Origin of the sequence: Planococcus ruber (genome assembly GCF_022819085.1) — a bacterium.
In the GTDB taxonomy this organism is placed as follows: domain Bacteria; phylum Bacillota; class Bacilli; order Bacillales_A; family Planococcaceae; genus Planococcus; species Planococcus ruber.
The window spans coordinates 318,885-333,416 of sequence record NZ_JALHAG010000012.1; the positions used below are offsets into that span (position 1 = coordinate 318,885).

13 protein-coding genes are annotated in these 14,532 nt (G+C 45.5%); 7 read left to right on the top strand and 6 right to left on the bottom strand.

Features of this window, described 5'->3' with window-relative positions:
* Positions 1-26: 26 nt before the first annotated feature.
* The 6 genes from MTR82_RS16335 to MTR82_RS16360 form a co-directional block, all read right to left on the bottom strand.
* The gene (locus tag MTR82_RS16335) at positions 27-272 is read right to left on the bottom strand and encodes a hypothetical protein (RefSeq protein WP_246809916.1); all 246 of its coding nucleotides are present in this window, start codon (positions 270-272) and stop codon (positions 27-29) included.
* The gene (locus MTR82_RS16340; RefSeq protein ID WP_279577130.1) at positions 250-768 is read right to left on the bottom strand and encodes an RNA polymerase sigma factor; all 519 of its coding nucleotides are present in this window, start codon (positions 766-768) and stop codon (positions 250-252) included. Before MTR82_RS16340 ends, MTR82_RS16335 begins: the two co-directional genes overlap by 23 nt.
* A 10-nt stretch (positions 769-778) precedes the next feature.
* Positions 779-1,156 (bottom strand): group-specific protein, encoded by a 378-nt coding sequence (locus MTR82_RS16345; RefSeq protein ID WP_246809918.1) that lies wholly within the window; start codon positions 1,154-1,156, stop codon positions 779-781.
* 232 nt (positions 1,157-1,388) lie between these two features.
* Positions 1,389-2,309: a DMT family transporter gene (locus tag MTR82_RS16350; protein WP_246809919.1), complete on the bottom strand. Its 921-nt coding sequence runs from the start codon at positions 2,307-2,309 to the stop codon at positions 1,389-1,391.
* Between the two features lie 112 nt (positions 2,310-2,421).
* Complete coding sequence (locus MTR82_RS16355) at positions 2,422-3,330, bottom strand: AEC family transporter (protein ID WP_246809920.1); 909 nt, start codon at positions 3,328-3,330, stop codon at positions 2,422-2,424.
* Positions 3,331-3,483: 153 nt separating this feature from the next.
* Positions 3,484-5,214, bottom strand: coding sequence for an LTA synthase family protein (locus MTR82_RS16360; RefSeq protein ID WP_246809921.1), 1,731 nt, complete (start codon positions 5,212-5,214; stop codon positions 3,484-3,486).
* Positions 5,215-5,558: 344 nt separating this feature from the next.
* Between MTR82_RS16360 and MTR82_RS16365 the strand changes: the two genes are divergently transcribed.
* The 7 genes from MTR82_RS16365 to MTR82_RS16395 all read left to right on the top strand — a co-directional run bounded on the left by MTR82_RS16365 (position 5,559) and on the right by MTR82_RS16395 (position 14,527).
* Positions 5,559-6,005, top strand: a complete 447-nt coding sequence (locus MTR82_RS16365) for a putative immunity protein (protein ID WP_246809922.1) — start codon at positions 5,559-5,561, stop codon at positions 6,003-6,005.
* A 476-nt stretch (positions 6,006-6,481) separates the two neighbouring features.
* Positions 6,482-7,618 carry a sugar ABC transporter substrate-binding protein gene (locus MTR82_RS16370; RefSeq protein WP_246809923.1) on the top strand — a complete coding sequence of 379 codons (1,137 nt, stop codon included), beginning with the start codon at positions 6,482-6,484 and terminating at the stop codon, positions 7,616-7,618.
* Positions 7,619-7,706: 88 nt separating this feature from the next.
* On the top strand, positions 7,707-9,227 hold the full coding sequence (locus MTR82_RS16375; protein ID WP_246809924.1) for a sugar ABC transporter ATP-binding protein: 1,521 nt from the start codon (positions 7,707-7,709) through the stop codon (positions 9,225-9,227).
* 69 nt (positions 9,228-9,296) lie between these two features.
* Complete coding sequence (locus tag MTR82_RS16380; RefSeq protein WP_425024028.1) at positions 9,297-10,415, top strand: sugar ABC transporter permease; 1,119 nt, start codon at positions 9,297-9,299, stop codon at positions 10,413-10,415.
* 137 nt (positions 10,416-10,552) lie between these two features.
* Positions 10,553-11,530, top strand: coding sequence for a sugar ABC transporter substrate-binding protein (locus tag MTR82_RS16385; protein WP_246809926.1), 978 nt, complete (start codon positions 10,553-10,555; stop codon positions 11,528-11,530).
* Positions 11,527-12,975, top strand: a complete 1,449-nt coding sequence (locus tag MTR82_RS16390) for a sensor histidine kinase (protein WP_246809927.1) — start codon at positions 11,527-11,529, stop codon at positions 12,973-12,975. The genes MTR82_RS16385 and MTR82_RS16390 overlap by 4 nt, the downstream gene beginning before the upstream one ends.
* The gene (locus tag MTR82_RS16395) at positions 12,968-14,527 is read left to right on the top strand and encodes a response regulator (RefSeq protein ID WP_246809928.1); all 1,560 of its coding nucleotides are present in this window, start codon (positions 12,968-12,970) and stop codon (positions 14,525-14,527) included. The genes MTR82_RS16390 and MTR82_RS16395 overlap by 8 nt, the downstream gene beginning before the upstream one ends.
* Positions 14,528-14,532: the final 5 nt, after the last annotated feature.

Here is a 14,532-nt window from a genome sequence, read left to right on the forward strand (position 1 = left end):
GTATATTTATTTACGATCAGGGAGATTTAGAGGAAAAATAAAAACTGTGCAGCGACCAGGGCTGCGCCTCCGGCAACGGGGAGCACTTTCAGCGAAATGACGCCTGATTTCGTCGCAACAATCGGCTCGAACGGATCTTGTGCAGGGGAACCTAAATAGTGAAGCAATCGGTTCCACCGGCTTGCTTTCATTGGAAAATCGGGAACTTCCACCAAGTCTTCCTGCAGCTTTGCCTGCAAAAGCGGATCTTTATCGAATGGCTCTTGATTCATCGTAAAATCCCTCCAAATCGTTTTTCAGTAATTTCGTCGCCCGGTGCAGCCGCGACTTCACGGTGCCTTTTGGAATGCCGAGGATCTGCGCCATTTCTTCTTGGGACAAATCATGGTAATAAAATAAGAGAATGACTGCGCGTTCCGTTTCAGGAAGATTAGCAACAGCATCCCTCACGGTCATCTGTTCCGGCCGGGACAATTCTTCTTTTTGGCGCGGCACCAGAAAGGGCAGAAGAGACGACAGTTTCTTGCGCCGGTTTAATTTATTGACCATCAACCGGTACGCAATTTGAAAAAGAAAACTTTTGAGCGTGCCTTTCTGCGGATCGAAGGTTTGCTTATGGTCCTGCAGCTTCATGAACGTATCCTGCACGATATCAATGCTCAGCTGCTCCTCTCGGGTGTAACGGAAAATGAAGGAATACAGCGGTTTTTGCATCAAGCGATAAATGCTGTCTAAAGCATTCGCATCGCCTTGTTGGTAAGCTGTCATCAACTGTTCTTCAGATTTCTCCACTTCCGTCTCCCCACCGTTCTTTAATCGTCTTCAATGTAATGGAAACGCGGCTGATCAAATAGATGATGGTGACGAGTGACCAGACCTGGGATTGATTCGTAAAAAATTGCACGTAGGGGTTCTCAACGGATTGCCCGGTGGAAACCAACAAATTCAATATCTGTATACAAACGATCGTATAAATGGCCAAGGCTAAAGTCAAGGTGTCAAAAACATTCCAGCGCAAATAAATCGTTGTTTTTTTGTAATTGATCTTTCGGTTTTCCCTTACAATATATTTCTTATCCATTGGAATAGCGATGCCTAAAATGACTGCCATCATAAAAGCGATCACGATTAATGAAACGACCCATCCTGTTCCCATTATTTCCACTTCCTTTTTGTCTGATTACTTACTATACAAATGAAAGCGGGAAAAGGTTCACGCAGATTGCTTTTTTTATGGATGCGCGCGTTCATCCGAGAATGCGCGCGTTCAAATCGATTTGTGCGCGCTCATAAGAAAATGCGCGCGTTCAGAGAAATTTATGCGCGTTCAGCCAATTCATTCCATAAAAAAAGCCATTTGCAAATTGCAAATGACTTTTTCTTCCGGATCAAACCGACGATTCAGCAGCTTGATCCGAAATGCGGCGCTGCTTTTCTCGCCGCTTTCCAAGGAAATTAACAATAAGAACGCCGCTGATGGCGATAACGCCGCCCACCAGCGAAAGCCCAGAGGGAAGTTCATGGAGCCACATCCAGGCGACGACAATCGCAACTGCAGGCTCCAGGTAAATCAAGCTCGAGACGGAGCTCGCATTCGCTAGCGACAAAGCAGTGGCCCATGTCACGTAGGCAATCGCGGCCGGGAAGATGCCGACATAAAGCGTGGCGAAATGAGCTTCAACGGTGGCATTTTGCAGCGCTGAGAAAATGCCGGGTGAAAAGATCAAAAATGGCAAAGTGCCAGCCCACGTAAAGTAAGCGGTCAGCTCAATGGCTGAATAACGCGTCAGCAGCGTTTTTTGGAAAACAAAAAACACGGCGGAAGCACAAGCTGCGATCAAGACGAGGACAGCGCCGTTCGTCAGCGTCAAGGAAGCATCGGCTGAACCGAATGCAATGAACAGAATCCCGATAAATCCGATGCCGAGGCCGACCCAGCCGATTCCAGTCAATCGCTCTTTCAAGAAAAAGAAAGCGATGAGAGCAGTGAATATCGGTCCGGAACCGACGAGCATGCCGGCCGTTCCGGCAGAGATGGATTCCATGCCGAATGTAACGAAAATATGGTAGAGGCTGATGCCGATCCAGCCAAGCAGCAAGATTCTTAAAATATCGCTTTTATGCGGCAGGCGGAATTTCGTTCCTGGCCATAAAGCATAAATCAGAAAAAGAATGGAAGCGACCATGAAGCGGACCAACACATTTTGGCCAGCATCATAGCCGCCTTGCAAACTGACCCGGATGGCGGCAAATGAAGAACCCCAAATCAAAACAGAAAATAAGGCTAGTGAAAAAGCTTTCGAGTTCAAAAAATCTCCTCCGGTACCGATCAATTACTTTATTTTCCTTCTCATAAAAAAAGAGGAACGTTTTTACAGACAGCTTCTATTATATTCGCTAATCATAGAAATGTCTTTAGTTTTACATTAAGGCTACAAGCAATAAGGGAATTGTAATTAAGCTGGCGACGGTGCTGACGAACATCGCACTGGATACCATATCCGGATTCATCTTAAAGTTAATAGCTAGCAATGTGGTGGTGGCGGCGGCTGGAGTAGCGGCTGACAGCAAAAGCACCTGTGTTTCCAAGGAATCGTCCGGATAGAGCAACGCCAGCAGAAGAAAGGCAATCAACGGAAAAATCGCCAGTTTCAAAACAGTGGCGGTCGCAATGAACGTGATGACATTTTTGAGTTGGATGGAAGCCAATGTCACGCCGAGCAGCGTCAGCATCGTCGGAATCGCTGCTTGCCCCAATAAGCCAGAAGCATTTTCAATTGCTTGCGGTACAGGAATTTGAACGAGTTTCAAGAAAAGTGCTGTTAAAATGGCGATAAAGCCCGGCATCCGGATGATGGTCCGGAAAATATCTTTTTGGGAAGTTTTGCCGTTGTTTGAAGCATAGTAAATGCCGGCGGAATTCATCAGAAAAGATTGCGTGACGACATAAATGATAGCGATGGCCACGCCTTCATCTCCAAAAGCGAAGAGCACGATCGGCAGCCCATAATTCCCGGTATTCGGAAATCCACTCGCCAGCATCATGGTGTTTTTATAAGCCGGTTCCCATTTGAAAATGAAAGCTGCAATTTGGATAAATACCGCGTAGCAGGCAAATAAAAGCAGCGCAAATCCGGCAATTTTGGCTAAGTCATTCCATTCCAAAGATGAAACCGTTACAGAATGGAAGAACAGCGCTGGGCTGAAGACATAAATGCAAAGGTCCGAAACAGACTTGGAATGGATCGGCATAAATTTTCCGATAAAAAAGCCGATGCCCAGCAAAAGAAAAACGGGAAGGATTACATTAAGGATTTCTGCAATGACCAAAACAATCATCTCCAATAACTTATCAATCAAATTTATAGGTATGCTTATTATCATAACGCAAATTTCTGGGCTCAAACGGACATTCGAGATGATTATCCGGTCCAAAATAAAAAACAAGCTCCAAGAGAAAATTGATCTCTGAAGCTTGTTTCATTAAGGGCGGCTGGACTGCCGCAATTCATCCAAGGCGTTTTCCTGGATGATGGTGTCTGAAACTTGCAGCTGTTTCGCCGCTTTGCCGATGTGAGGTTCGCATCGGTCAAACGGAATTTCCTCTTCTGTGTCAATGGAATAGCATGTGCCTGAGCCAATCGGCTCCGTAAGATCCGGCAGATAATACACATCTTCAAAGCGGAAGGAACCGTCGCGGAACACCGTTAAATTTGCTTCCTCATCCATTAAAGACTGGCCGAGCACATAAGGCTGGCTGATGCCAAGAATCGCTAAGATAGTTGGCGTGATATCAATTTGGCCGCCGCTTTTATCGACGGTCTCACCTTGAGCAAGGTTTGGCGGCTTAATAAATAGGGGCACTCGCCGGCCGAGTTCAAACTGATCGACCGCTGACTCGACCTCAAATTCCTTGGCCATCTCACTGCCGTCCTTTTGAAGGCCGCTGTCATGGTCGCCATAGAAGACAACGAGCGCATCGTCCCAAATGCCTTTGTCTTTCAATTCTTGGACCATCACTCCGACAGATCCGTCAACGTAATGGATGGTCTGGTAATAGCCTTTTAAAAGCGGATCCTCATAGCTTGATAAATCAAGGTCCCGGTCTTCTTCCGGAATTTCATACGGGATATGGCTCGTCAATGCGACAAGAAAAGCAAAAAACGGCTCTTCCAATTCTTCCATATGCTCGATCGAAGTCGTAAAGAATTCTGTATCGTTCACTGCCATCCCGATTTTCTTTTCTTCCGGGTAATCCTCTTTACTGAAAAACTGATCAAAACCGATATTTTGATAGAAGCTGTCCCGGTTCCAGAAATCTTTTTCATACGCATGCATGGCGGCAGTGGTGTAGCCGTTTTCCTTTAAAGCTGCCGGCAGTGAATCGAATTCATTTTTTTCGTACTGCGTATAGACTGAGCCTGAACGCAAGGGCTGAAGCGAAGTATTCGTGATAAATTCGGCATCAGAGGTTCTTCCTTCGTGCGTCTGGTGGTAAAAAGATGGGAAGTAAAGCATTTCTTCAGTAAGCTTATTTAAATTTGGCGTCAATTCCTGGCCGTCCACTTCGTGGTGGATGACACTGCTTTGGAAAGACTCAAGTTGAACGAGGATAACATTCGGCTGCTCTTCGGCAGCTTCTGCATTTTCTCCGCCTTTATTGGCTCCTCGAATGAGTGATTCTTCTTCCGCTGTTACGCGATTTTCTTTGCTGAGGAGATCGATTCCGCCTTTGGCGAGATCAAGCCCATGATAGCCCCAAAACCCAAACTGATAATAATCCTGCATATCGGCAACGGTTGGATCAAAGGGCGAAGCGCCTTTAGCAAAATAATCCGTTAGCATCGGGAGCGCGTATAATCCGATTCCGGCAGCTAACACAATGCCGGCGTACTTCTTCCGATTCGAATGTTGAGCTTGTGCCTGGCGTTTTCGCATAATCCAAATGACTGCGCCAAACAAGAGCAAGTCTGCAAAAAAGAAAAAGTCCGTGGCTTGGATCAGCGTTAAAAATCCGCCGCCGACATCATTGATTTGAGTGATATCCGACAGCAATGAGATGGAGAGGAAATCTTGGAAATAGCGGTAATACCATAAGTCGGAAATCAATAAGGTGCTGTGGAGAAAGAGCAGAAACAGAAGAATCCATTGCCTTGTTTTTGCTTTCAGCAGCAAGGTCCAGCAGGAGAGAATCAAAACAGTGGCGAGATTCAAAAGGAAAAATCCGAATTCGAATTCAGTTCTGCTTAAGGAGCTGAACAGATAAATTTTTGAAATGGACAGTATGACATAAATGATGTAATCAAAAAAAAAAACATGAGAATCCCTCCGCAGCATTCACTTTCAAATCGTATGTTGTCTTTCTCCTTACCTCTTTTAAAGGAGACAAAAACCTTTTCGGCAAAGAGATTTTGTTTTAGAGCCTAAAGGATAAGGTATAAAGAAGGAAAGAACTCCTGAAGTAGCGGAGTAGCCATGGAAGAAAGAATTTCGCATTGAAATTTTCTATTGGAAAATAAGCTTTAAACGATAAACTCAGAAAGGCGGTGAAATGAAAAATGTCATCGCAAAACTTTGTTGATTCCGACATCAAGGAAAAAATTGAAGAGCAGTTGGAGAAAATCGACCACTCTACAGCCGTGCGCTGGGCAGCTGATTGCGCAGAGCATGTGCTTTCTTATTATGAGCAGTTGTTTCCGGCGGACCAGCGTTTGAAAAGCGCCATTGAAGCGGCGCATTTATGGACGCAAGGAGAAATGAAAGTAAGGGATGCGCGCAAAGCGGCATTTGATGCACATGCTGCTGCAAGAGAAACGGAAGATGAGGCGGCCGCCTCAGCAGCAAGAGCGGCTGGGCAAGCTGTTTCAACTGCTCATATGGCCGAACATGCAATCCATGCTTCAACGTATGCCGTGAAATCTGTCGCTTATGCAAAAGGCTTCAGTGAAGACGCTGTAGCAGAAGAACGGAAATGGCAATACGAAAGGCTCCTGGAGCTGGCATGAGAAGCGGCTATTTTTTGAAAACCGAGAGAAAACTCTCGGTTTTTTAGTTTGTTGAAAAATAGAAATGAAAATCTCGTTTAGAACCCCGATATTCCGCAAAACGGGGGTGAAGCGATTGATCGTGGCTTTCGAGGACAAACGCTTTGCGGCGAGCTTGCGCAGGATCACGTGTCTTGAAATGATGCATTTATAAGAACCTCGTCTCCGCTGTTTTGCTTCATATCTTTCGAAAGTGTTCCAGCACCGCAGTGCGGAATTCAGAAGCAGACGCGCCAATCCAGCTAGTTGCTCAATAATTTGAAAACCGAGAGGGAACTCTCGGGTTTTTATTTTCTCCAAAATTATTTGCGGGTATTTTTTGAACATTAAAAAAGTATAGATGATATTGAAAGAGTGCTAGTGATAGCGCTTTCATAAGCTATTTTCCTAGCTATACTGAAAAAGAAGGCGAACAAAAGAGCGAAAGGGGAATGGCAATGAAAACGAAGGGGAAAAAGTTTACGTTATTTCTTGTCTTGATGATTTTTGCATTGATTACTGCAGCATGCAGTGATGGAGGCGGAGACTCAGAAGGCGGAGGCAGCAGCAGCAACGGCCAAGTGGACGTCGGAATTGTGTTGCCGACAAAAGATGAACCGCGTTGGGTGCAGGATGAGCAGCGCTTTAAAGATGCATTGGCAGAAACAGATTATTCAACTGAAATTCTATTCAGCCAAGGATCTTCTGCAAAAGAAAAAGAAAACGTGGATATTTTATTGAATAAAGGGATCAAAGTACTGATCATCAGCCCGCACGACGGGGCAGCAGCGGCAGCGGCAGTTGAATCTGCGAAAAAAGATGATGTGACAGTTATCGCTTATGACCGATTGATCACAGATACAGATACAGTAGATTATTATGTAACATTCGACAGCCTGGCAGTCGGAGCGGCTCAAGGGCAATACTTGATCGACAAGGCTGAAGGAACGGGCGTCCCGCTTTACCTGTACGCAGGGGCTTCTTCTGACAACAATGCTTTCCTATTCTTCCAAGGCGCTTGGAGCGTATTGCAGCCGAAAATTGCAGATGGCACATTTAAAATTGCCAATTCCAGCGAAGCGGAAGCATTAAAAGACACAGCCGAATTATCACGTGACCAACTGAGCAAAATTCTAGGGCAAGTGACGACGAACTGGGATCCAAACGAAGCGAAGAACAAAGCACAAACGCACTTAACGGGTGTAGCGGCTGACATGAAAGGCGATGTATCGATCTTAGCGCCGAACGATGGAACAGCACGTGCGATTGCGGATGTATTTTCTTCTGACGGAGACATCACAAATTACACGATTACGGGGCAAGATGCTGAAAAAGCTTCGATCCAATACGTAATTGATGAAAAGCAATCAATGACTGTCTTCAAAGATGTCCGCACACTTGTAAAAGATGCAATCGACATGGCAGTTACGGTTCTTGACGACGGAACACCGGAAACAACGGGTTCTTACAATAATGGAACAGCTGACATTAAAGCGAAGCAAACAGATGTAATCGTTGTCGACAAAGAAAACGTTAAACAAGAATTGATCGATTCCGAGTACTATGAAGCAAGCGAATTTACAGGACTGGAATAGAATTGAAAAGGCAACAGCGAAATAGTGATAGAGCCATCTATCACTATTTCGCCTTTCTGCTAATTGTTTGCTTAAAGGAGGATTATCAATGAGCGAATACATTTTGGAGATGAAAGGGATTTCCAAAGAATTTACTGGAGTTAAAGCGCTCAGCGACGTAAATTTCAAAGTGAAAAAAGGAGAAATCCATTGTTTGATCGGCGAAAATGGAGCCGGCAAATCAACGCTGATGAAAGTGCTAAGCGGCGTCTATCCTCATGGAACATACGACGGCGATATTATCTATGAAGGAGAAGTCCAGAAGTTCAGCAATATCAGCGACAGCGTGAAAGCAGGCATCTCGATCATCCACCAGGAGCTGGCTTTGTTTCCGGATCTGACGGTCTATGAAAATATTTTTGCGGGCAATGAGGTAAAACGCGGGGCATTCGTGGATTGGAACCAAACGGTGGTCGAAGCCCAAAAAATGCTGAAAAAAGTAAATTTAAAAGTGAACCCTGAAACGTTGGTGAAAGATTTAAGCGTCGGCAGACAGCAATTGGTTGAAATCGCCAAGGCATTGAGCAAAGAAGTAAAACTTTTGATCTTGGATGAACCAACGGCCGCGTTGAATGAAGACGACAGTGAGAATTTATTGGAGTTATTGAAAGGCCTGAAACAGGAAGGCATCACGTGCATCATGATTTCGCATAAATTGAAAGAAGTCATCTCCATTGCAGATAAAGCGACCGTCCTCCGGGATGGGCAAACGATTTGCACGCTGGATGCAGCAGATGGACCGATTTCCGAGAGCATCATCATTCAAAACATGGTCGGCCGCGAAATTAAAGATATTTATCCAAAGCGGCCGAACAAAAAGATCGGCGAAAAGATTTTGGAGTTGAAGAATTGGAGCGCCTATGATGTGGAGTTGGTCCGCGAAGTGGTAAAAGATGTGGATTTCCATATTAAAAAAGGGGAAATTGTTGGCATTGCGGGATTGATGGGCGCTGGGCGGACTGAACTAGCTTTGAGCATTTTCGGCAATCCGAAGTCGTACAAAGTCCAAGGCGATCTTTTGCTAAATGGGAACAAGCGGAAGTTCACCCACACAAGAGATGCGATTAAGGCTGGAATTGCCTATGTCACGGAAGACCGGAAAGGCAATGGGCTTTTCCTGCTGCAGGATATTAAGAGCAATGTGTCAGCCGCGAATTTGAAAGGCATTTCTTCAAACGGCATTTTAAACGGCAACGAAGAAATCAAAGTAGCCACGGAATACAAAAAATCCATCAACATCAAAGCTTCCTCTGTTGAACAGAATGTCGGCAATTTAAGCGGCGGAAACCAGCAGAAAGTATCGCTCGGCAAATGGCTGTTTGTCGGCCCGAAATTATTGATCTTGGATGAACCGACGCGCGGAATCGATGTCGGCGCGAAGTTTGAAATATACACAATCATGAACCAGATGATCAATGAAGGCTTGAGCATCATCATGATTTCATCGGAGCTTGGCGAAGTGCTTGGGATGAGCGACCGGGTTTACGTAATGGGCGAAGGGCGGATCAAAGGCGAGATGGCCATTGAAGAAGCGAGCCAAGAAAAAATAATGGAACTTGCAACGCATTAGGAGGTTGAGCCAGTGGGTTTTCTTACAGAAGTCAAAACATTAATTAAAGATAATATCCGTGATTATGGAATGTATATTGCGCTTGTGGTCATTTTGCTGACCTTTACTATTATGACGGATGGTCTCTTCATGTCATCGCGGAACATCAGCAACTTATTGGATTCCGCAGGATACATTGCGGTATTGGCCGTCGGGATGACATTGGTCATCGTTATTCGCCATATCGATTTATCTGTCGGTTTCGCTGCAGGATTTCTCGGCGCAATTGCTGCGATTTTCCTGACACAGATGGGCGTATCCGTTTATATCACGGTGCCGGCCATTCTGATCTTCGGGATTGTTGCCGGATTGTTCAATGGATTTTTAATCGCTCAGCTCGGCATTCCGGCTTTTGTTGCGACTTTGGCTGCGATGCTCATTTTCCGCGGCGCTTTGCTGCGGGTTACAGAGCAGACGGGAACGATCATTGTTAACGATGATAAATTCAATGCGCTGGGGAATGGCTTTATCCCATCGCTTATGGAAGTGAATGGGCTGCACCTTCTTTCGCTGATCGTCGGATTAATCGGGATCTTATTGTATGTGTACAGTGAATTCTCTAATCGGCGAAATAAAGTGAAATACAAATTCGATGTGCCTTCAAAAGGCATTTTCGCTTTAAAACTTGTCTTAGTTTCAGCGGTCATCGCGTATATTACCTGGATTTTAGCCGGATACAACGGATTCTCCTGGACAGTCGTAATCATGCTGGCCGTTGTCATCATCTACCATTTCATGACGACAAAGACGGTGCTCGGCCGCCATATTTATGCAGTCGGAAGCAATCCGGAAGCGGCCCATCTGAGCGGTATCAATGTAAAGAAAATCACGTATATCGTCTTCGGTTCAATGGGGATGCTTGCGGCATTGTCTGGAATCCTCTTTACTTCAAGGCTGCAATCAGCCACCACGACAGCCGGTACACTATTTGAACTTGATGCCATTGCTGCCGCTTATGTCGGCGGCGTTTCTTCAGCCGGCGGTGTCGGTAAAGTGACCGGCGCCATTATTGGCGCCATCGTAATGGCTTCTTTGACGAACGGCATGAACTTGCTCGGCGTCGGCATTTCGTATCAATACATCATCCGCGGCGGCGTTTTGGCAGCAGCCGTAATCTTTGATGTCATGACGCGCAGAAAACGCGGATAACTTCTGAAGAGAGGCTTTCAAAGCCTCTCTTTTTGCCATCTCTCGGCCAATCCATACCATAAAAACCAAGTATTGTGCATCATTTCTTATGTGGTATGATAAAAAATATTGACTATTCAAAAAAGGGGATATTTCCCGTGCGAAAATTCGGCTTGGCTCTAATCGGTCTCTTATGCATCGTCTTATGTTATTTCACCTTATTGTCAGCAGAAAAAGCTTTTCGCACGAACGGGCAATTGCCTGCGGCGGCTGGATCGGCGGAAGGCAAGCCGCGCCTTGTACTCATCACAAAAAATTTAGATACTCCGTTCTGGGATCAAATTGCAAAAGGCGCTCTTGAGCAAGCGGAAAAAGAAGGGGCTGACCTCGAAGTATGGGGGAGCTACGGTAATAATGAGGAAGATTTCTTAGAGAAAATCGAAGTGGCCCTTTATTCAAAAGTGGATGGCATTATTGTCCAAGGCTTGGATTCTGAAGAATTCAATGATTTGACGAAAATCAAAGCTTCTTTTCATGGAATCCCCGTTATTACAGTGGCCAATGATGTGCCGAAGGAAAAAAGCCTGCGAAAAACGTATGTGGGATCCGATCAATTCCTGGCAGGAAAAATGATTGCCGAACAATTGGTGTCAGATATGGGCACTGCCGGCAAAGTGGTGGTGATGGCCAACGTGCGCCATGAGTATTATCAAGACCAGCGGCTTGAAGGCATCCATTCTGTGCTTGACGGCTATCCGAATATTAACTTGATCCTTTCTGAAACCGTGGAATTGCGGAAAAATATCCTTGCAGAGACCCAGGAAATATTAAACGAATATCCGGATTTAAATGGCTTCATCGCTCTGAATGCCGATTTTGCGTCGCCGATGATCCAGGAAATCAGCAAGCGCTCGCAAGTGGAGCCTTATTATATTTATTCCTTTGATGACGGGCTGGAGTCCTTTAAGCTCTTTGAAAAAGGAAAATTGGACGGCATCATTAAACAGGCACCGGAGGAAATGGGAAGCGCCAGTGTCGATTTAATCACGAATTGGCTAAACGACGAGGCTTTGCCGCTTGATATGGACGGCTACCTGACCGATATCCGCATGTTGAAAGTGAAGGAACAGCGATGAATAAAATACAGAAAAAAGTATGGATGCTGGCACTCGTCGTTTTGTTTATCATGTCTGCCATCTGGGTCACTTTAACTTATTACAATCAAAAGACGCAAAGCCAATACAATGATGTGCTCCAACGGTATTTAAGTTTGAATGAAGTGACGGTCGCAAGCCAGCAGCTGGTGACCGATTTAAATAATTATTTAATCAAGCCGACGTCGGACAATCTGGAAAAGCTGGATGCCAGCAAAGCACAGATCCGGAAAGCAAAAGATGAAATTTACGATTTACGCAATGAAGAAAATGAATTTGTACTGACAAATTATACAAATCTCCTAGACAGTTTGGTTGAAACGGCAGACCGTTCTTTTATGCTGCAATCCCAACAGGAGGCGGAAGGGTCAAACGAGGAATTTTCTGAAGCCACCCGCATTGCCACTTATATTTCCGAGATGACGTTGACGATTATCGATACGGAGCTAAAAACGTATGACCGATTCTACCGCGGCATTATTGAACAATCCGAAGAGCTGAAGCAATTGGGCATTTGGCTGCTTTTGCTGATCACGTTTGTGCTGCTGCTTTTGACTTATTGGTTTTCCATCAGCATCACGAAACCTGTACAGATGCTCACCCAATCGGCGAATGAATTATCGAAGGGCCGGTTTGACTTGGAGATCAAAGTGGATTCCAATGATGAAATTTCATTCTTGGCGCAAACTTTTGACCGGATGCGCATCAACATCAATAATTTAATTATGGAAATTCAGGAAAAAGCGCAATTGGAACGGGAATTGCAGCAAAATAAACTCCTGTTGCAGGAAAGCCAGCTGCTAGGGCTGCAAAGCCAGATCAATCCCCATTTCCTATTTAATACGTTGAATATTTTATCAAAAAAAGCCTATTTGGAAGGGGCCGAAGAAACGAGCGACTTGCTTGTAAGCGTAGCAGGGCTGCTCCGCTATAATTTGAAGCGTTTAGACCGGCCGGTAACGCTTTATGAAGAGCTGATCGTTTTGAAGCAATACATTGAAATCCAGCAAGCCCGTTTTACCGATCGGCTGAATGTGCACATGGATGTGGACGAATCTTGTTTGAATGTGAAGATTCCGGGGTTGACATTGCAGCCGATTATTGAAAACGCTGTCATTCATGCGATAGAGCCTGAAGAAGATGGTGGACATATTTGGTTCAGGGTCAGCGATAGAGGCGATGTTGTCGCCATTGAAATCGAAGATGATGGAAAAGGCATGCCTCAAGAAAAAATCGCCCATTTATTAGATACGGAAAAAGTGCCGGCTGAAGGGCACTCGACAGGAATCGGCTTTCAGAATGTCGTTCAGCGCCTGCGGATTTTTTACCGGACAGAAAATGTTCTCAAGATTGAAAGCGAAGAAGGCAAAGGCACAAAAGTGACCATGGTTTTGCCGAAAACGAGGGAGGAGAAACAGGATGGCTAAGCTCTTGATTGTCGACGATGAGCAGATTGAAAGAGAAGGGCTTAAAGCGATTTTGTCCAGAGCTTATCCGGAATTGATGATTGAACAGGCGAGAAACGGCAATGAAGCGGTTCGCCTCGCAGCCGAATTTCAGCCGAATTTGATTTTGATGGACATCAAGATGCCGGGGATGAGCGGATTGGAAGCGATTGAACAGATCAGCCAAAAGCATCCATCCATGAAATTTGTGATGGTCACAGCATTTGACACTTTCGACTATGCAAGACAGGCCATTAAACTTGGCGTCAAAGATTATCTGCTGAAACCGAGCAAAGCCAGTGAGATTGTGGCAACCGTCGGAAAGGTTCTTGCCGAGACGGAAGAAGAGCGAAAAGTCATGGCCAGAAGCGAGTTTCAGCAAAATGCCATGCAGCAGGCGTTGACGCTCGTTGAAACCGATGTTGTCACGCAATTATTATTTGATCATGTTCATGAAGTACACTTGGACATGCTGGTTGAGATGCTGGATATACGGTCGACCAATGAAAAATTTGTCATGAGCGTCCTGCTGCCTGCCGGTTCGGGAAGCCAATATTCCGCAATTAAAGAAAAAGTGAGAATGACGAAAAGCGGATGGGTGGGGGCTCTATATGGCAGGCAGCTGCCGATCATCGTTTTTAGGGAGCCGGAGAAATCGTACCGTTCCCAAGCGATCTCGCTCGCCCAGGAAATTCTGTCTTTGCGGCAAACAGAATCGGAGGCCGGATGGTTTATCGGAATTGGCCAAGTCTGCGGTTCGCTGGACCAAATCCGCCAATCCTACCAGGAGTCGCTGATTGCGACCATGGATTCGACATTGCCTGTAAAGTACCGGTTTTATTCGGATGTGCCGATTCTAAAAGATGGGTTCAATCCGCAATTGGCGAAACAGGGAGAGAAGAAGCTGTTTGACCACATCCGGTTGGGGCAGTGGGAAGATGTCCGCTATTATGCACTTGACCTCATTCAAGTATACGAAAACGGGGGAGCGGACCTCCTTCAAATTCAACAGCGGGTACTGGAATTGATGTGGGTCATTTCACGGGTGATGAGCGAAGTGGGAGTAGAGACAGACACGCCGCTTTATTCCTTCCAGGCGCAGGATTGCCGGCAGCTTCGGTCGGAAACCAGCCATTTGTTGGACCGGATGAAAGCCTCTTATGCGGAGCATTATGGGGAATTGGAAGCCGATGCCATGCAGCAGATCAAGGTCTATATCAGTGAGCATTCAAATGAAGACATCTCTTTGGACGCCTTAGGGCAAAAAGTCGGTTTAAGCCCCATCTACATCAGCAAAATGTTCAAAGAAAAATTAGGCATCAATTATATCGACTTTTTGACGGAATGCCGGATTGACAAGGCGAAAAAACTATTGGCGGATCCCGAGAAAAGCATCAAAGAAATCACTTTTGAAGTGGGGTACCACGAACCGAATTATTTCAGCAAGGTGTTTAAGAAAAACACGGCCTTATCGCCGAAAGACTACCGTAAATCATTGTTTGGGAAAAAAGGATTAGCAGCCACAAAAAGCTGATCGTA

Excerpts from the sequence above, each read along its gene's own strand:
- MTR82_RS16380 (WP_425024028.1), top strand. The coding sequence starts at position 9,297 with ATGTATATTGCGCTTGTGGTCATTTTGCTGACCTTTACTATTATGACG.
- MTR82_RS16370 (WP_246809923.1), top strand. The coding sequence starts at position 6,482 with ATGAAAACGAAGGGGAAAAAGTTTACGTTATTTCTTGTCTTGATGATT.
- MTR82_RS16395 (WP_246809928.1), top strand. The coding sequence starts at position 12,968 with ATGGCTAAGCTCTTGATTGTCGACGATGAGCAGATTGAAAGAGAAGGG.
- MTR82_RS16335 (WP_246809916.1), bottom strand. The coding sequence starts at position 272 with ATGAATCAAGAGCCATTCGATAAAGATCCGCTTTTGCAGGCAAAGCTG.
- MTR82_RS16365 (WP_246809922.1), top strand. The coding sequence starts at position 5,559 with ATGTCATCGCAAAACTTTGTTGATTCCGACATCAAGGAAAAAATTGAA.
- MTR82_RS16340 (WP_279577130.1), bottom strand. The coding sequence starts at position 768 with ATGACAGCTTACCAACAAGGCGATGCGAATGCTTTAGACAGCATTTAT.
- MTR82_RS16345 (WP_246809918.1), bottom strand. The coding sequence starts at position 1,156 with ATGGGAACAGGATGGGTCGTTTCATTAATCGTGATCGCTTTTATGATG.
- MTR82_RS16390 (WP_246809927.1), top strand. The coding sequence starts at position 11,527 with ATGAATAAAATACAGAAAAAAGTATGGATGCTGGCACTCGTCGTTTTG.
- MTR82_RS16375 (WP_246809924.1), top strand. The coding sequence starts at position 7,707 with ATGAGCGAATACATTTTGGAGATGAAAGGGATTTCCAAAGAATTTACT.